The organism is Cupriavidus sp. GW823-FHT07B10 (assembly GCF_058794355.1).
Genome location: NZ_JBXAGS010000006.1, coordinates 198,834 through 218,247, shown reverse-complemented (window position 1 = coordinate 218,247; position 19,414 = coordinate 198,834). Strand labels below are relative to the sequence as shown.

The 19,414-nt window shown below is 67.8% G+C and carries 18 protein-coding genes and 1 tRNA gene; 16 read left to right on the top strand and 3 right to left on the bottom strand.

Annotation, left to right across the window (positions count from 1 at the left end; genetic code table 11):
• A complete protein-coding gene (locus AC1Q6V_RS15515) occupies window positions 1–711 on the bottom strand; it encodes a tetratricopeptide repeat protein (protein ID WP_010808964.1) in 711 nt (236 codons plus the stop codon).
• Window positions 712–994: 283 nt separating this feature from the next.
• Between AC1Q6V_RS15515 and cysS the strand changes: the two genes are divergently transcribed.
• From cysS to AC1Q6V_RS15485, 6 genes are all read left to right on the top strand, one after another.
• Window positions 995–2,383 carry a cysteine--tRNA ligase gene (cysS, locus tag AC1Q6V_RS15510; RefSeq protein ID WP_011614939.1) on the top strand — a complete coding sequence of 463 codons (1,389 nt, stop codon included), beginning with the start codon at window positions 995–997 and terminating at the stop codon, window positions 2,381–2,383.
• Window positions 2,380–3,207 (top strand): DNA-3-methyladenine glycosylase family protein, encoded by an 828-nt coding sequence (locus AC1Q6V_RS15505; RefSeq protein WP_058696899.1) that lies wholly within the window; start codon window positions 2,380–2,382, stop codon window positions 3,205–3,207. Before cysS ends, AC1Q6V_RS15505 begins: the two co-directional genes overlap by 4 nt.
• A 115-nt stretch (window positions 3,208–3,322) precedes the next feature.
• Window positions 3,323–4,294, top strand: coding sequence for an acetyl-CoA carboxylase carboxyltransferase subunit alpha (locus tag AC1Q6V_RS15500; RefSeq protein WP_010808961.1), 972 nt, complete (start codon window positions 3,323–3,325; stop codon window positions 4,292–4,294).
• Window positions 4,260–5,711 (top strand): tRNA lysidine(34) synthetase TilS, encoded by a 1,452-nt coding sequence (gene tilS, locus AC1Q6V_RS15495; protein ID WP_369597125.1) that lies wholly within the window; start codon window positions 4,260–4,262, stop codon window positions 5,709–5,711. The genes AC1Q6V_RS15500 and tilS overlap by 35 nt, the downstream gene beginning before the upstream one ends.
• Window positions 5,712–5,833: 122 nt before the next feature.
• On the top strand, window positions 5,834–7,084 hold the full coding sequence (locus AC1Q6V_RS15490) for an aspartate kinase (RefSeq protein WP_010808959.1): 1,251 nt from the start codon (window positions 5,834–5,836) through the stop codon (window positions 7,082–7,084).
• Between the two features lie 129 nt (window positions 7,085–7,213).
• Window positions 7,214–7,307: transfer RNA gene (locus tag AC1Q6V_RS15485), tRNA-Ser, on the top strand.
• 139 nt (window positions 7,308–7,446) lie between these two features.
• Here the strand turns inward: AC1Q6V_RS15485 and AC1Q6V_RS15480 are convergent.
• Window positions 7,447–8,097, bottom strand: coding sequence for a TetR/AcrR family transcriptional regulator (locus AC1Q6V_RS15480; RefSeq protein WP_051398466.1), 651 nt, complete (start codon window positions 8,095–8,097; stop codon window positions 7,447–7,449).
• Between the two features lie 252 nt (window positions 8,098–8,349).
• Here AC1Q6V_RS15480 and AC1Q6V_RS15475 point away from each other — a divergent pair, with 252 nt between their 5' ends.
• The 4 genes from AC1Q6V_RS15475 (at window position 8,350) to AC1Q6V_RS15460 (ending at window position 12,083) form a co-directional block, all read left to right on the top strand.
• Entirely contained in the window at window positions 8,350–8,643 is a 294-nt protein-coding gene (locus tag AC1Q6V_RS15475) for a hypothetical protein (protein WP_011614942.1), read from the top strand.
• 140 nt (window positions 8,644–8,783) lie between these two features.
• Window positions 8,784–9,572: a citryl-CoA lyase gene (locus tag AC1Q6V_RS15470; protein WP_454750156.1), complete on the top strand. Its 789-nt coding sequence runs from the start codon at window positions 8,784–8,786 to the stop codon at window positions 9,570–9,572.
• On the top strand, window positions 9,569–11,221 hold the full coding sequence (locus AC1Q6V_RS15465) for a class I adenylate-forming enzyme family protein (protein ID WP_454750155.1): 1,653 nt from the start codon (window positions 9,569–9,571) through the stop codon (window positions 11,219–11,221). Before AC1Q6V_RS15470 ends, AC1Q6V_RS15465 begins: the two co-directional genes overlap by 4 nt.
• A gap of 22 nt (window positions 11,222–11,243) precedes the next feature.
• Window positions 11,244–12,083 (top strand): dioxygenase family protein, encoded by an 840-nt coding sequence (locus AC1Q6V_RS15460; protein WP_011614945.1) that lies wholly within the window; start codon window positions 11,244–11,246, stop codon window positions 12,081–12,083.
• 18 nt (window positions 12,084–12,101) lie between these two features.
• Here the strand turns inward: AC1Q6V_RS15460 and AC1Q6V_RS15455 are convergent, their stop codons facing one another.
• Window positions 12,102–12,956, bottom strand: a complete 855-nt coding sequence (locus tag AC1Q6V_RS15455; RefSeq protein ID WP_010808953.1) for an IclR family transcriptional regulator domain-containing protein — start codon at window positions 12,954–12,956, stop codon at window positions 12,102–12,104.
• Between the two features lie 83 nt (window positions 12,957–13,039).
• On the opposite strand from AC1Q6V_RS15455, the gene AC1Q6V_RS15450 reads away from it, so the two are divergent.
• From AC1Q6V_RS15450 to AC1Q6V_RS15425, 6 genes are all read left to right on the top strand, one after another.
• Window positions 13,040–13,927, top strand: a complete 888-nt coding sequence (locus AC1Q6V_RS15450; protein WP_010808952.1) for a LysR family transcriptional regulator — start codon at window positions 13,040–13,042, stop codon at window positions 13,925–13,927.
• A 121-nt stretch (window positions 13,928–14,048) separates the two neighbouring features.
• A complete protein-coding gene (locus tag AC1Q6V_RS15445; protein WP_454750154.1) occupies window positions 14,049–15,260 on the top strand; it encodes a CaiB/BaiF CoA transferase family protein in 1,212 nt (403 codons plus the stop codon).
• Window positions 15,261–15,296: 36 nt separating this feature from the next.
• Complete coding sequence (locus AC1Q6V_RS15440; RefSeq protein ID WP_454750153.1) at window positions 15,297–16,241, top strand: hydroxymethylglutaryl-CoA lyase; 945 nt, start codon at window positions 15,297–15,299, stop codon at window positions 16,239–16,241.
• 37 nt (window positions 16,242–16,278) lie between these two features.
• Window positions 16,279–17,694: a 3-isopropylmalate dehydratase large subunit gene (gene leuC / locus AC1Q6V_RS15435; RefSeq protein ID WP_454750152.1), complete on the top strand. Its 1,416-nt coding sequence runs from the start codon at window positions 16,279–16,281 to the stop codon at window positions 17,692–17,694.
• 21 nt (window positions 17,695–17,715) lie between these two features.
• Window positions 17,716–18,354, top strand: a complete 639-nt coding sequence (gene leuD / locus AC1Q6V_RS15430; RefSeq protein WP_011614948.1) for a 3-isopropylmalate dehydratase small subunit — start codon at window positions 17,716–17,718, stop codon at window positions 18,352–18,354.
• Between the two features lie 67 nt (window positions 18,355–18,421).
• Window positions 18,422–19,414 (top strand): Bug family tripartite tricarboxylate transporter substrate binding protein, encoded by a 993-nt coding sequence (locus AC1Q6V_RS15425; protein ID WP_010808947.1) that lies wholly within the window; start codon window positions 18,422–18,424, stop codon window positions 19,412–19,414.

The following is a 19,414-nucleotide window of genomic DNA, read 5'->3' as shown; positions in this document are numbered from 1 at the left end:
TCAGTTGGCTGCAGGGGCGCTGGCAGGTGCCTGGCGCTGCGTTGGCGGCGCCTTGCGGCCGGTGCCGGCGGGCGCCGCCGGCTTGGCCGGCGCCGCGGCATCAGGGTTCAGCTGGCGCAGGCCGGCACTGGCGCGGGTATCGCCCGGATTGCGGCGCAGCGCTTCGGCGTAGGCCTGCTCGGCCAGGCGGCGGTAGACGTCGCCCAGGTTGGTATAGCCGATGGCAAAGCCCGGCTTGACTTCGGTGGCCAGCAGCAACTCGGCCTCGGCGCGCTTCAGGTCGCCGCGCTTGGCGTAGAGCAGCGCCAGGTTGTTGTGGGGCTCGGGCAGTTCCGGGAACTCCTGCGCCATTTCGGCAAAGGCCTGGATGGCGGCGTCCTCGCGGCCGGACTGGGCCAGGGCCCAGGCGCGCTGGAAGCGTGCCTGCGCATTGCGCGGGTTGGCGGCCAGCACGCGGTCGAAGCCCTTGATGGCTTCGTCGTAACGGCGCGCGTTGGCCGCCTGCTGGGCCTCGCTCATGCCAGGATCGGTCGACTGGATGCCGCCGACCGGCGTCGTCGGCGCGGCCAGCGACAGCGGGCCGTTCTGCGCGTAGGCAGGGGCCGCCAGCGCGGCGGCCAGGGCCAGCAGGGGCAGTACGGCGCGATGGCCGCGTCGGCGCGCGGGGGCGGCGAACATGGCAGAAGACGGGGAGGGCAGCGGCAGGCTCATTGAGGACAGGTCCGTTATACTCCGCGGCATTCTAGCAAAGCGGCAAGTCCGGCACGAAGGCGATGACATCGGGGCAGCGGGCGCGGCATCTCGCGCGGCGCTGGCGGCGCCGTGCCGGAGGCAACCAGCGCAGCGCCTTCCGGTAAGATATGGGGCGCGACGGAATTGCGCCAGTGGCCGCGTTGCCGCCGGCGGCCTGCCAGGCGCCGGGCAACCGGCGCCACGGCCCGTGCTGCCTGCTGTGCGAACCCCGGCAGTCTCCTCTCACCACTCACTTCGTTTCATGCAGCTTCTGAACATCTACAACACGCTCGCGCGTGAGAAACAGCCATTCGTGCCAATCGAACCCGGCAAGGTCCGCATGTATGTGTGCGGCATGACGGTGTACGACTATTGTCACGTTGGCCACGCTCGCGTGATGGTGGTGTTCGACATGGTGCACCGCTGGCTGCGTGCCGCCGGCTACGAGGTGACGTATGTGCAGAACATCACCGACATCGACGACAAGATCATCCGCCGCGCGGCCGAGAACGGCGAGACCATCGGCGAGCTGACCACGCGCTTCATCCAGTACATGCACGAGGATGCCGCCGCGCTGGGCGTGATCCGCCCCGACCACGAGCCGCGCGCCACCGACTACGTGCCGCAGATGCTCGACATGATCGGCAAGCTGGAAGCCAAGGGCCTGGCCTACCAGGCCAGCGACGGCGACGTGAACTATTCGGTGCGCAAGTTCGCCGGCTACGGCAAGCTCTCGGGCAAGTCGCTGGAAGACCTGCGCGCCGGCGAGCGTGTCAGCGCCAACGACGCCAAGCAGGACCCGCTCGACTTCGTGCTTTGGAAGTCCGCCAAGGCCAGCGAGCCGCCCGAGAGCAAGTGGGACTCGAAGTGGGGCGCCGGCCGCCCGGGCTGGCACATTGAATGCTCCGCCATGAGCTGCACGCTGCTGGGCGAGCATTTCGACATCCATGGCGGCGGGGCAGACCTGCAGTTCCCGCACCACGAGAACGAGATTGCGCAGTCTGAAGGCGCCAGCGGCAAGCCCTTCGTCAACATGTGGATGCACAACGGCTTCGTGCGCATCAACGACGAAAAAATGTCCAAGTCGCTTGGCAATTTCTTCACCATCCGCGAGGTCCTGAAGTCGTACGACGCCGAGGTCGTGCGCTTCTTCATCCTGCGCGCGCACTACCGCAGCCCGCTGAACTACAGCGACGCGCACCTGGACGATGCGCGTCACGCCCTGACACGCCTGTACACGGCGCTCAAGGACAGCCAGCCGGGCGGCTGCGCGGTGGACTGGGACGAGCCGCACGCCAGGCGCTTTGCCGAGGCCATGGGCGACGACTTCAACACGCCGATTGCGATGTCGGTACTGTTCGATCTGGCCAGCGAGATCAACCGCACCGGCTCGACCGCGGCTGCGCGCCAGCTCAAGGGGCTGGCAGGCACGCTGGGCCTGCTCGAGCGCGATCCGCATACCTTCCTGCAAGGCGGCAGGTCCGACGACGGCATCTCGCCGGAACAGATCGAGACCCTGATCGCCGCGCGCAAGACCGCCAAGGTGGAGCGCAACTTTGCCGAAGCGGACCGCATCCGTGCGCAACTGCTGGAAGCTGGCATCGTGCTGGAAGACAAGCCGGGCGGTGCCACCGAGTGGAGGCGTGCTTGAACGCTGCCGCGCGCAAGCCCGCCATCGCCACGCCTCCCGCCACGAGGGGCCGGGTGAAGGCGGCCGGTCCGCGCCCGGGCAAGGCTGGCGCCAAGGAGGCGCCGCTGCCTGACGGCAAGGACACGGCCAGGGATACGCGCAACGCCAATGCCGTGCTGCCCGAAGCGGATGCGGTGCCGCTGCCGGTCGAAACCGTCATCGACGCGGTGCGCCCCGCCTACTGGGACGAGGCCTGCGCCGACCTGATGAAGCGCGACCGCATCCTGCGCAAGATGATCCCGACCTACGGCCCGGCGCACCTGGTGTCGCGCGGGGATCCGTTCGTCACGCTGGCGCGCGCGGTGGTGGGCCAGCAGATCTCGGTCAAGGCGGCACAGTCGGTGTGGGAGCGGCTGCATGCCCTGTGCCCCAGGCTGACCCCGGCACAGTTCCTGCGCGCCGGTCCCGAGAAGCTGGCCGGTTGCGGCCTGTCGAAGCGCAAGGGGGAATACCTGGTCGACCTGGCCGACCATTTCAAGGCGGGCACGGTGCATGTCGGCGAATGGGCGCAGATGGACGACGAAGCGGTAATTGCGGAGCTGACGCAGATACGCGGCATCGGCCGCTGGACCGCCGAGATGTTCCTGATGTTCAACCTGATGCGGCCCAACGTGCTGCCCCTCGATGACATCGGCCTGATCAACGCGATCTCCGCCAATTACTTCAGCGGCGAGCCGGTCACGCGCAGCGAGGCGCGCGAGGTGGCGGCCAACTGGGAGCCCTGGCGAACCGTGGCCACGTGGTATATGTGGCGCAGTCTTGACCCGCTCCCAGTGACGTATTAGGCATTGCAGCAAGAAAATTTAGTGGCAGGTGCAGTCCGGGCTATCTGGCAGGCGCTAAGATAGCGACCAAATTCCGGTAGAATGCGCCCCTTCACAGACAGGTACGTGTGATTTTATGAAAACCACCTTCCTGGATTTTGAGCAGCCCATTGCCGAACTCGAGGCAAAGATCGAAGAACTGCGCTTTGTGCAGGACGATTCGGCTGTTGATATTTCCGAAGAGATTTCGCGGCTGGCTGGCAAGAGCCAGCAGCTGACCAAAGACATCTACGCCAACCTGACCCCGTGGCAGGTTGCGCAAATCGCCCGCCACCCCCAGCGTCCCTATACGCTGGACTACGTGCGCGAGATCTTTACCGATTTCCACGAGCTGCACGGCGACCGCACCTTTGCCGACGATCTTTCGATCATCGGCGGCCTGGCGCGCTTCAACGGCCAGGCGTGCATGGTCATCGGCCACCAGAAGGGCCGTGATACGAAAGAGCGCGCCATGCGCAATTTCGGCATGCCCAAGCCCGAGGGCTACCGCAAGGCCAAGCGCCTGATGGAGCTGGCGGACAAGTTCGGCCTGCCGATCTTCACCTTCGTCGACACCCCGGGCGCATTCCCCGGCATCGACGCCGAAGAGCGCGGCCAGTCCGAAGCCATCGGCCACAACCTGTACGTGATGGCCGGCCTGAAGGTGCCCCTGATCGCCACCATCATCGGTGAAGGCGGTTCGGGCGGCGCGCTGGCGATTGCCGTGGGCGACGTGGTGCAGATGCTGCAGTTCGCCACCTACGCGGTGATCTCGCCGGAAGGCTGCGCCTCGATCCTGTGGAAGACCGCCGAGAAGGCACCGGAAGCCGCCGAGGCGCTGGGCCTGACCGCGCACCGCCTGAAGGCGCTGGGCCTGATCGACAAGATCGTGAGCGAGCCGCTGGGCGGCGCGCACCGTGACTACAAGGGCATGGCGGCGATGCTCAAGCGCTCGCTGGCCGAGTCGCTGCGCCAGTTCCAGGGCATGAGCGTGAAGGAGCTGCAGGCCCGCCGCTACGAGCGCCTGCTCGCCTATGGCAAGTTCAAGGAAACCGGCACCCAGGACTGACCCGTCCGCCCGGCTGACCGACAAGGTCGCACAGGCCCTCCAGGCCGGTGCGGCCTTTGTTGTTTCTGGCGGCGGCACGGGCGCGGCGACGATCGCGGTGGCCCTGTCGGGCGGACGCGATTCGGTCGCGCTGCTGCATGCCGCCCGTGCGGCCGCGGCGGAGTGGGGCGTTGGCGCGCGCGTGGTGGCGCTGCATGTCCACCACGGCCTGCAGGCGGATGCGGACGACTGGGACCGCTTCTGCGCCGCGCTGTGCGCGCAGTGGCAGGTCGGCTATTTCGTGCGGCGGGTGTCGGTGCAGCCCGAAGTGGGCGAGGGCGTGGAAGCGGCCGCGCGCCGCGCGCGCTACGCCGCGCTGGCGGCGATGTGCGCCGATAGCGGCGCGCGCCTGCTGCTGTTTGCCCACCACCAGGACGACCAGGTTGAGACCGTGCTGCTGCGGCTGTTCCGCGGCGCCGGCGTGGCCGGCATGGCCGGCATGCCAGGGCTGCGCCCGCTCGACGAGCGCAGCGGCGTGACGCTGCTGCGCCCCTGGCTGGATGTGGCCCGCGCCGAGATCGAGGCCTACTGCGCGGCCAACGCGCTGCAATGGGTCGACGACCCGTCCAATGCCGATGAGCGCTATGCGCGCAATGCCTTGCGCGCGCACCTGCCGGCGCTGGTCGCGGCCTTTCCGGCGTTGTCGGCCAACGTGGTGCAGGCGGCAGCGCATTTCGCCCAGGCAGGCGCACTGATCGATGAACTGGCAGCCGCCTCGCTGGCGGCGCTGGCACGCCCCGGCCGCGATGCCGACACGCTTGCCGAACTCGACCTGGCAGGGCTGCGCGCCTTGCCCGTGGCACATGCCGATGCCGTGCTGCGCTTCTGGCTGCGCGACCTCGGCGTGCGCGCGCCGTCCACCGCCAGGCTGGCGGCGATGCGCGAGCAACTGGTCGCCCACGCTGGCGGCGAGCCCGCGATCGCGCATGAAGGGCTGGTCCTGCGCCGCTTCCGCGACCGCGTGCTGGCCTGCACGCCGCCACCGATTGCCGCGCCGGCACCCGTGATGCTGGACTGGCGCGGCGAGGCCCGTATCGTCGTGCCCGCCTGGCGCGGCGAACTCCATTTCTTCCGCGATGACACCTTCGGCGTGCCCGAAGCGGCGCTGCGCCAGCCCTTGCGCCTGGCCGCCCGCAGTGGCGGCGAGCGTATCGTGCTGCGCCCGGGCGGTCCGGCCCGGGCCCTGAAGCAAGCCTGCCAGGAAGCCGGCATCCCGGCCTGGCGCCGCGCCTGGCTGCCGCTGCTGTGGTCTGGCGATACCCTGGTGCTGGCCGCCGGCCTCGGCATGCACCGCCGCTGGCCGGACGCCCCGGCGGCGCCGCGCTGGCGCGTCGAGTGGCATCCGCGGCCGCCGGCAGTGGCGATGCCGCCGCACTGAAGCGGCCGGATCGCCGTCGGCATCACTTCCGCTCTGCAGCCGAATCCCGCTCCCGCCTTGCCTGACAGGGCTTGTTCGTGTATTTTCAAGGGCTTTGCATAATCGCTGGCGTCGACAAGAAGATGGCTCTCATCGTTCACAAATACGGCGGCACTTCGATGGGTTCCACGGAACGCATCAAGAATGTCGCCAAGCGCGTGGCCAAATGGCACCGCGCCGGTCACCGCGTAGTCGTGGTGCCTTCGGCCATGTCGGGCGAGACCAATCGCCTGTTGGGACTCGCCAAGGAAATTTCGCCGCAGCCCAATCCGCGTGAGCTGGACATGCTCGCCTCGACCGGCGAACAGGCCAGCGTGGCACTGCTGGCCATCGCGCTGCACGGCGAAGACATTGACGCGGTCAGCTACACCGGCTGGCAAGTGCCGGTGAAGACCGACTCGGCCTATACCAAGGCCCGTATCGAATCGATCGACGACGAGCGCATCCTGGCCGACCTCGACGCCGGCCGCGTGGTCGTGATCACCGGCTTCCAGGGCATCGACGACGACGGCAACATCACCACCCTCGGCCGTGGCGGCTCGGACACCTCGGCCGTGGCCATCGCCGCCGCGATCGAAGCCGACGAGTGCCTGATCTACACCGACGTCGACGGCGTGTACACCACCGACCCGCGCGTGGTCGAAGACGCCCGCCGCCTGGACCAGATCACCTTCGAAGAAATGCTGGAAATGGCCAGCCTCGGCTCCAAGGTGCTGCAGATCCGCTCCGTGGAGTTCGCCGGCAAGTACCGCGTGAAGACTCGCGTGCTGTCGTCGCTGACCGACCCGCTTATGCCGCTCGAGCAGGAAATGCACTCGGGCACGCTGATCACTTTTGAGGAAGACTCCACCATGGAAGCAGCCGTCATCTCCGGCATCGCCTTTGCCCGTGACGAAGCCAAGATCACCGTTCTGGGCGTGCCGGACAAGCCGGGCATCGCCTACCAGATCCTGGGCCCGGTCGCCGACGCCAACATCGACGTCGACATGATCATCCAGAACCAGTCCGTCGACGGCAAGACCGACTTCACCTTCACCGTGCCGCGCGGCGAGTACCAGCGCGCGCTGGCCATCCTGAACGACGGCGTGAAGTCGCATATCGGCGCCGGCAGCGTGTCGGGCGACCCGAAGGTATCGAAGGTGTCGGTGGTGGGCGTGGGCATGCGCTCGCACGTGGGCATCGCCAGCAAGATGTTCCGCACCCTGTCGGAAGAGGGCATCAACATCCAGATGATCTCCACCTCGGAAATCAAGATCTCGGTGCTGATCGACGAGAAGTACATGGAACTGGCCGTGCGCGCGCTGCACAAGGCCTTCGAACTGGAACAGGCGTGATCCGTTCGTGAACACTTCTGGCGGGGCCGCGATTTTTGTGTTGAGTGATCGATTTTTCGTTGACCAACACGTGCGGCGCCGCTAGAATACGCGCTTCGTTGTGTGGCTCCCTCACACAACGCAAGTTTGGGAGACGTGGCCGAGAGGTCGAAGGCACTCCCCTGCTAAGGGAGCATCCGGGCCAAAACCTGGATCGAGGGTTCGAATCCCTCCGTCTCCGCCAGTCATGGCGGCGAAACCCCGGAAGATCGCGGTCTTCCGGGGTTTTTGTTTTTCTGGCCCATCAGATGCCTTGTGCCAGAGGATCGCGCATTCAAGGCATCTCGGACATCCCGGCGCGATGAGCGATCCGCGCTGCGATTTCAGTCCTGCGGCACGATCACGGCGATGGCGTTGTTGATCAGCGCACCGGTCTCGCTTTCGTCCGGCCGCATGCCGGTTGCCAGCGTCCGGTGCAGCACGCTGGCCAGCACCATGCCGTGGAAGAGCCGGGCGCTGGCCTCGGGACTTGCCGCAAGACGGATGCCGTTGGCCTGCTGCGCGGACAGGAAGGCCGCGATATAGGCGCACGTTGCCTCCGGGCCGCGCGTGTACCAGGCATTGCCCAGCGCCGGAAAGCGCCGCGACTCCGCAAAGATCAGCCGCAGGAACGCCAGGTGCCGTTCTTCCAGCAGCGAATGCAGGAAGCTGTGCGCAATCCTGTGCAGGCCCTGCGCGGCGTTGCAGCGCGACAGGTCCAGTCCTTTCTCTGTCTTCTCCAGGAAGCGGTCGCATAGCCGCTCCACCACCGCGACGAAGAGTCCGTCCTTGCCGCCGAAATAGCTGTACACGTTGGTCTTGGAGCCGCCGCACGCCTTGACGATGTCATCCAGGCTGACGCCGTCATAGCCATGTTCCAGGAACATGTCCGCGGCGGTGCTCAGGATCAGCGCGCGTTTCTCTTCGCCGCGGCGCGTGATGCGCACGGGCGGGTGGTGGACCACAGGGGGGGAAGCGCTTTCTGGAGAGTTCATCTGGTGCAGGCGTGGCGGCGCACCCCATGCCGGGGGCCCTGCGCAGTCTACCAAAAGCCGGCAGGCTGCTGCGTTTCCCCATGTGACAAGCTCATGGCTTCAATAAATCAGAACGACTCATTTCGAATTTAAGAATACCATACGGTACGGTTTTAATTATATTTGCCACCATGGGCGACGCGCTGAAGGGCTGGACCCCAGACCCCGGCCAGAACCGTCGCTCTTCTCTTCGATGCTTAACAGGAGCAAGTGATGAAAACGGCAATGTTTGGCGCAGCAGTGGTGCTGGTGATGGCTTCGGCGGCCCAGGCCGCGGTGCGGTCGCCCGATGTCTATACAGATGGCGCACGTGCGGCACATGGCTCGATCCCCTCGGCCGGGTCGGCGCAGCGTTCGCAGCCGGGCCGGCTGGTGGACGAGCAGTTCCGCAAGGTCGCAGCGCGCAAGGCCGATCCGTATCTGGACGGCGCGGTACGCGAGGTCGATCCCTTCACCGATGGCGCGCTCGCCCGGATCGGCGAGACCGATCCGTCGGACCGTGCCTGATGATGTGCCGGCGCTGCGCCTGGCGCAGTGCCGGCTGGCTCCCGGTGCAGGTATTCCCGACCTTGCAATGCACTGTGGCACGCCCTAGAATAATTCGTATACCGCATTAGATTGCGCATAGCGCAAAAATAGGAGACAACGTGACGGATGCCAAACGCACCGGCCACACCGCCATTGCCCATGTGGACCTCCACGGGGTGTCGGTGCATGGCAAGGATCTCAGCCAGGAACTGATCGGCAAGATCGGCTTTACGGCCTACTTTCTGTTCCTGCTTACCGGCCGCCAGCCGGACGAAAAGCTGGTGGCCATCACCGATGCCTGCCTGGTCGCCATTGCCGAACACGGACTGGTGCCCTCGGTGCAGGCCGCGCGCATGACGCTCGCCGCCGCCCCCGACGCCCTGCAGGGCGCGGTGGCCGCGGGCGTGCTGGGCTGCGGCTCGGTGATCCTGGGGGCCTCGGAAACCGCCGGGCAGATGCTGGCGCAAGTGCTGGCCGGCCGGGACGCCGGCACGCTGGCAGACAGCGCGCACGCGGTGGTGCGGGCCTTGCGGCAGGCGCGGCAGCCGCTGCCGGGCTTCGGCCATCCCACGCACAAGCAGGGCGATCCGCGCGCGCACCGCCTGCTGGCATTCGCGCGTGAACTCGGCATCGCGGGCGACCACGTCGCCGCGCTCGAGGCGGTGGCCGCGGCGGTCCCCGAGCACTACAGCAAGGCCTTGCCGCTCAATGTGTCGGGCGCGATCCCCGCGGTGCTGCTCGATGCCGGCTATCCCGCCAGCGCGCTCAAGGGCGTATCGATGCTGGCCCGCGTGGCGAGCCTGATCGCCCACCTGCAGGAAGAGCGCGCGCAACCCATCGGCTTTATCCTGGCCGACGCCGCCGAACACGCCATCACCTACAGCGCCGCGCCGGCGCAAGCATCATGAAGCCGCCCGCACTCCCTGCCGGCGACGCGCTGGTGGCGCCGCTCGATGTGCTCAGGCAGTACCGCGCCCACGATGCCACGCTCACCGGTTTCCTTGCCGCCCGCGTGGCGGCGCACCCGGACAAGCCGGCGCTTGTGTTCGAGGGCGAGACCTGGAGCTATCGCCAGCTCGACCAACGGATCGGCCTCACCGCGGACTGGCTGGCGCAGGCGATGCAAGTCGGACCCGGCGACCGTGTCGGCGTGCTCTCGACCAACCATCCGTCCACCGTGGTGCTGATGTTCGCGCTGGCCCGTATCGGCGCGACCATGGTGCCGGCCAATCCCGAGTACCGGCTCGACGAGGCGCTGTATGTATTCCGGCACGCGCAGGTGTGCGGCCTGGTGTGCGCGCCCGGCACGCTGGCGACCGGCGCCGCCGTGGCCGCGGACCTGGGCGGTGACGTCTGGCTGCGCGCCAACGAGGATGGCGATCACGGCGTGCCGACGCTGGCCGCATCGATCGCGGCGCATGCGGCGCAGCCGGCCAACGCTGCCCCGGGCGTCGACAGCGACCGCAGCACCGCCCTGATCATCTACACCTCAGGCACCACCGGCTTTCCCAAGGGCGCCATGCACAGCCATCGCGGCTACGTGCTGACCGCCGAGGCCTTTGTCGGCCGCCTGCACTTGCAGCCGGACGAGCGCGTGATGTGCGTGATGCCGCTGTTCCATATCAATGCACTGATGTATTCGGTGGGCGGGGCGCTGGCCTGCGGCGGCTGCCTGGTGCTGATGCGCCGTTTCTCGGCCTCGTCGTTCTGGCGCTTCGCGGCCGAGAGCGGCGCGACCGAGGTCAACCTGGTGGCCGCCGCCGGCAGCATCCTGGCGCGGCGCCCGCGCGCGGAATTCGTGCCGGGCCATCGCATTACCAAGATGTTCATTGCGCCGCAGACCCAGGAGATGGTGCGGGTGATGAAGCAGGAATTCCACGTGCCGCGCCTGATCGAGTGCTACGGCATGACGGAAATCCCCGGCGTCATCGCCAATCCGTTCAACGGCCCGCACAAGCTCGGCACCATGGGCCTGATCTCGCCGCACCCGGACCCGGCCGTGCCGGTGCCCGAGGCGCGCATCGTCGATGACGACGGCCACGACGTGGCACCCGGCGCCGCGGGCGAACTGCTGATCCGCACCCCGACGCTGATGCAGGGCTACTACCGCGACGCCGTGCAGACCGAGGCCGCGTTCCGCGACGGGTGGTTCGCCACCGGCGACCTGGTGCGCCAGGACAGCGATGGCTACTACGTGTTCGTCGCGCGCAAGAAGGACGTGATCCGCTGCAAGGGCGAGAACGTGTCCGGTGCCGAGCTCGACCGCATCTTCGGCGAGCACCCCGCAGTCGAGGAAGCGGCGGCCATCGGCGTGCCGGCGGACCTGGGCGAAGAAGAGATCCTGCTGGCGGTGCAGTTCCGCCCCGGGCAGTCGGTCGAGCCGGGCGAGTTGCTCGCCTGGGCTCGGGACCGGCTGGCCGTGCACAAGCTGCCGCGCTATGTCGTCGCCGTGGATGCCATTCCGCACACCCCTACGCACAAGCCGGCCAAGCACAAGCTGAAAGCGGATGGAACCCTGTTCGCCCGCGCCATCGACATGGCCGCCGCCAGCCACTGACACAGAATCACCGGAGACAGCGATGAACAACCCCGACAACTACACCCTGCAACGCGCCTTCGATGCCATGTGCAGCGATGCGCCCGGCGCGGACCCGGTCCTGCAGGCGCAGTTCCGCGTGGCGCTGAAGCACTTCCACGCCATGCTGGACGAACTGAAGCTGACCGACCGGCAGCTCTACCGGATCGCCACCTGGATAGGCAAGGTGGCCCAGCAGGATGAACTGATCATGCTGTGCGACATGATGGGCCTGACCATGCGCGCGCTGGACCTGGCACGCACCGATGACCACGCCACGCCGCAGAACGTGACCGGTCCGTTCCCCAAGGACGAGATCGCCGAAGGCTCCAACCCATGCCATATCGCCACCGACGACGAGCCTGGCCAGCGGCTGGAGGTGCGCGGCCGCGTGCTGGATGCCGCCACCGGCAAGCCGGTACCGGGCGCGATGATGATCGTATGGCAGCCCAACCAGTTCGGCCGCTATGAGAACGAAGATGACTCGCAGTCGGAAGACAACCTGCGCGGCAAGCTGCGTTGCGAGGCCGATGGCAGCTTCCAGGTGTTCACCATCCGCCCGGGTGGCTACATCATCGGCCGCGAGGATACCGAAGTGGGCGTGCTGATGAAGCGGCTGGGCCGCAACCGGCAGCGCGCGCCGCACATCCACTACCGGGTGATGCAGCCAGGCTACCGGAACCTGACGTCGCAGCTGTATTTCGCCGGTGATCCGGCCAATCCGGTCGACTGCATCTTCTCAACCATCGACGACCACATCGTCGACGCGCTGCCGCACCCGGAGCGCGACGGCTACCAGCTGGTCAACCTGGATATCGTGCTGCAGCCTGAAACGGCGCAGTAAGCCGGCGCGCGAGGCCGCTCAGGAGGCGGCGGTAATGGAGTGCGCCAGCGCCGGTGCGCGCCGGATCGCCGCCTCGATCGACGCGGCGGCTTCGCGCAGCGCCGGCAGCCGGGTGGCGACCAGTTCGTCCGGGCTGGTGCGCTCGGTTTCGGTGGAGCAGTTGATGGCGGCGATCACGCGCTGTTGCGGGTCACGCACCGGCACGGCGATCGACAGCACGCCCAGCTCCAGCTGGCTGTCCTGGATGGCATAGCCCTGCTCGAGCGCGCGTGCCAGCGCCGCGCGCAGCGCGTCGGCATCGCTGAGTGTCAGCGGGGTGAATTTCTGGAATGGCGCCTTGTCGAGGATCTTGTTCTGCTGGGCCTTGGGCGCGTGCGCCAGCAAGGCCAGGCCAAGGGAGGTGCAATGGACCGGCAGCCGGTAACCCACCGAAGCCCGGAAGGCGATGCGCCGGCGGCTGGGCACATGCGCCAGGTAGACCACGCTGTCGCCGTCGAGGATGGCAAGCGAGACCGAATCGCGGAAGCGCTCGGCCACCTCCTGCAGGAACGGCTGCACGATGTCGCGCAGGTTCATCGAGCTGAGGAAGGCGGCGCCCAGCGACAGCACCTTGGGCAGCAGCACGAAGCGGCGGCCGTTGGCGCCGATATAGCCCAGCGCCTGCAGCGTCAGCAGCGCGCGGCGCGCGGTCGCGGGCGTCATGCCGGTGGCCTGCGCCACTTCGCTCAGCGTCAGTTCCGGCGTGGTCTCGGTAAAGGCCTGGATCACCGCCAGGCCACGCGCCAGCGCCGCGACGTAGTCGCGGTGGCCTTCCTCGAGCTTCGGCGGAGCGTCGTTGTCGACGGGGGCGGACGGTTTGGCGGCGGAGGTCATGGCCGTATTTTAGCCGCAACGGACCGCATGCAACACAAGGGCCGGGGCCATCGCAGGCCACCGGATCCGGGAGACATCGCATCATGAGACTCGACCCCACTTCGCTGCGCCTGTTTGTCGCCGTGGCCGAAACCGGCTCCATCGCCGCGGCGGCGGAGCACGCGCACCTTGCCGCGGCCGCGGTCAGCAAGCGCGTGAGCGAACTGGAGCAGGGGCTGGGCACGGCCTTGCTGATGCGCAGCAACAAGGGCGTGCAGCCGACCATGGCCGGGATGGAGCTGGCGCACCTGGCGCGCGGCGTGCTGCACAACCTCGATGACATCCTGGTGCGCATGCGCGACTACGGCGGCGGCTTGCGCGGGCAGGTGAGGGTGATGGCCAATATCTCGGCCATCACGCAGTTCCTGCCGGCGCAGCTCAAGTCGTTCCTGGCCGAGTACCCGCTGATCGACGTGCACCTGGAAGAGCGCGTCAGCACCGCCATCGTGCGCGCGGTGGCCGAGAACGCCGCGGACATCGGCATCTTCACCGCGGGCGCGGTGGGTGCGGAGCTGGAGACGTTCCCCTACCGGCGCGACGAACTGGTCGTGGTGGTGCCCGGCGCGCATCCGCTGGCCGGGCGGCACTCGGTGACCATCCGCGAGGCCTTCGACTACGACTTCGTCAGCCTGCACGCAGGCAGCCAGATCCACCTGCAGCTGGCCAAGGCTGCCAGCGAGGCCGGCCGCGTGTTCAAGCCGCGCATCCACGTGCCCGGCTACGACGCGCTGTGTCTGATGGTGCAGGCGGGACTGGGCCTGGGAATCCTGCCCAGGTCCAGTGCCGGGCCTTACCAGCAGACCCTTGGCATCCGCACCGTCGCGCTCGATGAAGCGTGGGCCGCGCGCCAGCTGGTGATCGGCGTGCGTGCGTATGAGGGCCTGTCCGCGGTGGCGCGGCTGCTGGTGGACCGGCTGCGCGAGGATGAATAGCGCGCCAGCGCTGCCATCGTTTTTCGCGATGGCGGGCTCGCCAATGGTTGCTTTACCGCGCGCGCGGGTTCTTCCAATCTTGCATCACAGACCACCGTATCCACAGGAGCAGCAAACCGCCATGGCTAACGAAGCGAACAACGGAACGATGCCGCTGCAGGGCGTCCGCGTGATCGAACTCGGCTCGCTGATCGCAGGCCCGTATGCGGGCGGACTGCTCGCGCAGTTCGGCGCCGAAGTGCTGAAGATCGAATCGCCCAAGGACGGCGACCCGCTGCGCAAGTGGCGCAAGCTGTATGAAGGCACCTCGCTCTGGTGGTATAGCCAGAGCCGCAACAAGAAGTCGCTGACGCTGGACCTGCGTTCGGCGCAGGGCCAGGAGATCGTGCGCAAGCTGGTCACCGAAGCCGATATCGTGATCGAGAACTTCCGCCCCGGCACGCTCGAGAAATGGGGCCTGGGCTGGGAGGACCTGCGCAAGGTGAACCCCGCGCTGGTCATGGTGCGTATCTCCGGCTACGGCCAGACCGGACCCTACAAGGACCGCCCCGGCTTTGCCGCGATTGCGGAATCGATGGGCGGGCTGCGCTATGTCAGCGGCTATCCCGACCGGCCGCCGGTGCGCTCGGGCGTGAGCATCGGCGACACGCTGGCATCGCTGTATGGCGTCATCGGCGCCTTGCTGGCCATGCACCACCTGCGCGCCAACCAGGGCGAAGGGCAGTTTGTCGACGTGGCGCTCTATGAGTCGGTCTTTGCCGTGATGGAGAGCCTGGTGCCGGAGTACGCCAAGTTCGGCCATGTGCGCGAGCGTTCGGGCGCCAGCCTGCCGGGCATCTCGCCGTCGAATACGTATCCGTGCCAGGACGGCCAGTACGTGATCATTGCCGGCAACGGCGACGCCATCTTCCGGCGCTTCATGGCCGCCATCGGCCGCGACGACCTGGGCCAAGACCCGCGCCTGGCGCACAACGACGGGCGCGTGCAGCACAACGCCATGCTCGACGACGCCATCACCGCGTGGACCTCCGCGCATGACCTCGACGCAGTGCTGGCAACGCTGGAAGCCGCGGCCGTGCCCTGCGGAAAGATCTACACCGCGGCGGAGATCAGCAGCGACGCGCACTACCGCGCGCGCGACATGATCGAGCCGCACCAGTTGCCGGATGGCTCGCCGCTGGAGCTGTCCGGCATCGTGCCCAAGCTCAGCGGGACCCCGGGGCGCACCAGGTGGATCGGCCCCGAACTGGGCCAGCACACCGAAGAGATCCTGGCGGGCATCGGTATTGCCGGCGACGAGCTGCGCGCGCTGCGCGCCGCCGGCGTGGTCTGAGCCCGCCCCAACGAAAAGGAAAGAAAGGAAAGAACCATGTGGCTTCCTAACGCCCCCCGGCGCGTGCGCATCAATGAAGTGTCCGTGCGCGACGGCTTCCAGATCGAGCCGGAATTCGTCCCCACCGAACAGAAGATCGCGCTGATCGACCGCCTCTCGGAAAGCGGCCTGGCCAGGATCGAGATCACCTCGTTTGTCTCGCCCAAGGCGATCCCGAACCTGCGCGATGCAGAGGCGGTCGCGAAAGGCATCCGCCGCCAACGGGACGTGGTCTACACCGCGCTGGTGCCCAATGCGCGCGGCTGCGAGCGCGCACTGGAGTGCGACCTCGACGAGATCAACCTGGTGATGTCCGCCAGCGAGACGCACAACCTGGCCAACATGCGCATGACCTGCGACCAGTCGCTGGAGCAGTTCCGCGGCGTGATGCAGCTGGCGCAGTCGGCCGAGCTGGCCGTCAGCGGCTGCGTGGCGACTGCGTTCGGCTGCCCGTTCGAAGGCGAGATCGCGCCGGAACGGGTGAAGTGGGCCGCGGGCCGCTACCTGGACCTGGGCATGGACAGCATCACGCTGGCCGATACCACCGGCATGGCCGACCCGCGCCAGGTGAGCAAGCTGGTCGAGGCGTTCCTGCGCTGGTTCCCGGGCGTGCCGCTGACCCTGCATTTCCACAACACGCGCGGCATGGGCCTGGCCAATGTGCTGGCCGGCCTGGCGGCGGGCGTGGACAGTTTCGATGCGTCGCTGGGCGGGCTGGGCGGCTGCCCCTTTGCGCCGGGCGCGACCGGCAACATCTGCACGGAAGACCTGGTGCACATGCTGGAGTCTTCCGGCATCGACACCGGTGTCGACCTGGACCGGCTGCTCGGCGCGGCGCGCGAGCTGCCGGCGCTGGTCGGACACGATATTTCCGGGCAGGTGGTCAAGGCCGGCAAGACCACCGAGCTGCATCCGGTGCCTGAGTGGGTGGGCGCAAGGTAACCCGCGTCCGCCACGAGAAATACAAGGAGAGACCCCCATGACTGAACCCGACCGCCCGGCGAGCCTGCTCGACAAGCTCTGGGCCAGCCACGTGATCCACCAGGAGCCGGACGGACCCGCGCTGATCTATATCGACCGCCACCTGGTCAACGAGGTGACCAGCCCGCAGGCCTTCGAAGGCCTGCGCCTGAACGCGCGCAAGGTGTGGCGCGCCGCTTCCGTGCTGGCAACGGCCGACCACAACGTGCCGACCACCGCGCGCAAGCTGGGCATTGCCGATCCCGTCAGCCGCGCGCAGGTCGAGGCCCTGGACCAGAACTGCGCAGACACCGGCATCGTCAATTTCGGCATGGACGATCCGCGCCAGGGCATCCTGCACGTGGTCGGTCCGGAGCGCGGCGCCACCTTGCCCGGCATGAGCATTGCCTGCGGCGACTCGCACACGTCAACACACGGCGCGTTCGCAGCGTTTGCGTTCGGCATCGGCACCTCCGAAGTGGAGCAGGTGCTGGCCGCGCAATGCCTGTGGATGAAGAAGCCCAGGTCGATGCTGGTGCGGGTGGACGGCGAGCTGCCCCGTGGCGTGTCCGCCAAGGACATCGCGCTGGCGCTGATCGGCCGCATCGGCACCGCCGGCGCCACCGGCCACGTGATCGAGTTTGCCGGCAGCACGATCCGCGGCCTCAGCATGGAGGCGCGCATGACCGTGTGCAACATGGCGATCGAAGCGGGCGCGCGCGCCGGCATGGTGGCGGTGGATGAAACCACGCTGGCCTACCTGGACGGCCGCCCGCAAGCACCGGCCGGTGCGATGTGGGACGCCGCCACCGGCTACTGGCGCACGCTGCGCAGCGATCCGGGCGCCGCCTTCGATGCCGTGGTGGAGCTGGATGCCACCGCGATCCGCCCGCACGTGACCTGGGGCACCTCGCCGGAAATGGTGGTGGCCGTCAGCGAGCGCGTTCCCGATCCGCGCGACGAGCGCGACCCGGTGCGGCGCAAGAGCATCGAGCAGGCGCTGGACTACATGGGCCTGCTGCCGAATACGCCGATCGAGGCGGTCGCGCTGGACAAGGTATTCATCGGCTCATGCACCAATGCGCGCCTGGAAGACCTGCGCGCCGCGGCGGCGGTGCTGCGCGGGCGCCATGTCTCGCCGCGCATCAGGCAGGCGCTGGCGGTACCGGGCTCCGGGCTGGTCAAGTCGCAGGCCGAGGCCGAGGGGCTGGACCAGGTGTTCATCGCCGCCGGCTTCGAATGGCGCGAACCGGGCTGCTCGATGTGCCTGGGCATGAACGATGACCGCCTGGCGGCCGGCGAACGCTGCGCTTCCACTTCCAACCGCAACTTCGAAGGCAGGCAGGGGCCGGGCGGGCGTACCCACCTGGTCAGCCCGCAGATGGCGGCCGCGGCCGCGGTGGCGGGCCACTTCATCGATGTGCGCTCGCTGTAGACCACCGGAGGAAACCGAGCAATGAGAGCCTTTACTACGCTGGACGGCCTGGTGGCGCCGCTGGACCGAGCCAATGTCGATACCGACGCCATCCTGCCCAAGCAGTTCCTGAAGTCGATCCGGCGCAGCGGCTTCGGCCCCTACCTGTTCGACGACTGGCGCTACCTGGACCACGGCGAGCCCGGACAGGACTGCAGCAGCCGGCCCCTCAACCCGGATTTCGTGCTGAACCAGCCGCGCTACCGCGGCGCCTCGATCCTGCTGGCGCGCGAGAACTTCGGTTGCGGCTCATCGCGCGAGCATGCGCCGTGGGCGCTGGAGGACTTCGGCCTGCGCGCGCTGATCGCGCCCAGCTTTGCCGACATCTTCTACAACAACTGCCTGAAGAACGGCCTGCTGCCGATCGTGGCGGCGCCGGACGTGGTCGAGCGCCTGTTCGCCGAGACCGCGGCCACGCCGGGCTACCGGCTGCAGGTGGACCTGGCCGCGCTGCAGGTGGTGACGCCGTCGGGCGAGGCCATTGCCTTCACGCTGGATCCGTTCAAGCAGCACTGCCTGCTGAACGGCCTGGACGATATCGCGCTGGCGCTGCGCCATGCCGGGCAGATCCGGGATTACGAGCAGGCGCGGCGGCAATTGGAGCCCTGGCTCTTTGACTGAATGATCCCCTGACGGCAGCCGGCCGTCCGAGCCGGCACCGTCGACACAGACAATGGATGGAGACCCTATGTCCTGGCAATTTCATACGACCCACGCGCTGCGTGCCGCAGCCTTCGGCCTGGCCTGCCTGGCAGGCACGGGCGCCGCACTGGCGCAGACCTATCCCGCGCAGCCGATCCGCATGGTGGTGCCTTACGCACCGGGCGGAACCACCGACATCATCGCCAGGCAACTGGCGCAGCGCATGTCCGAGAAGCTGGGCCAGCCGGTGGTGGTGGAAAACAAGAGCGGCGCCAATACCGTGATCGGCGCCGACGCAGTGGCCAAGGCGCAGCCCGACGGCTACACGCTGCTGCTGACCAACGATGCCACCTTCGTGCTCAACCCGGTGGTGCTGCCGTCGGTGTCGTACAACGTCGCGCGCGACTTTGCCCCGGTGGCGACGATCGGCTACGTGCCGCTCGTCATGGCCGTCTCGGGCAGCCTGCCGGTGGACAGCGTCAAGGACCTGGCCGCATATGCCAAGGGCCGTCCGCAAGCCCTCAGCTACGGCTCGTTCGGCAGCGGCAGCCAGCCGCACCTGATGGGCGCGCTGTTCAACAAGCTGGCCGGCACCGACCTGGTCCACGTGCCGTACAAGGGCTCGGCGCCGGCGGTGGCAGACGTCGTCGGCGGCCAGATCCTGATGACCTTCCCGGCGCTGCCGACGATCCAGAGCTTTGTTGCGGCAAAGAAACTCAAGGTGCTCGCCGTCAGCGGCGACAAGCGCACGCGCGCGCTGCCGCAGGTGCCCACCTTTGCCGAGGCCGGCTACAAGGACATGGACATCTCGGCCGTCTACGGCGTGCTGGCCCCGGCCAAGGTGCCGCGCGCGGTGGTCGACAAGCTGAACGCCACCATCCGCGAGATCCTGGACGACAAGGACTTCGTCGAGAAGCACTTCGCCGCGCAGGGGATGGTGCCGATGAAGCTGAGCCCGGCGCAGTTCTCGCAGTACATCGAGACGCAGACGCGCCAGACGCGCAAGCTGGTCGAGCTGTCCGGCGTCAGGGTCGAGTAG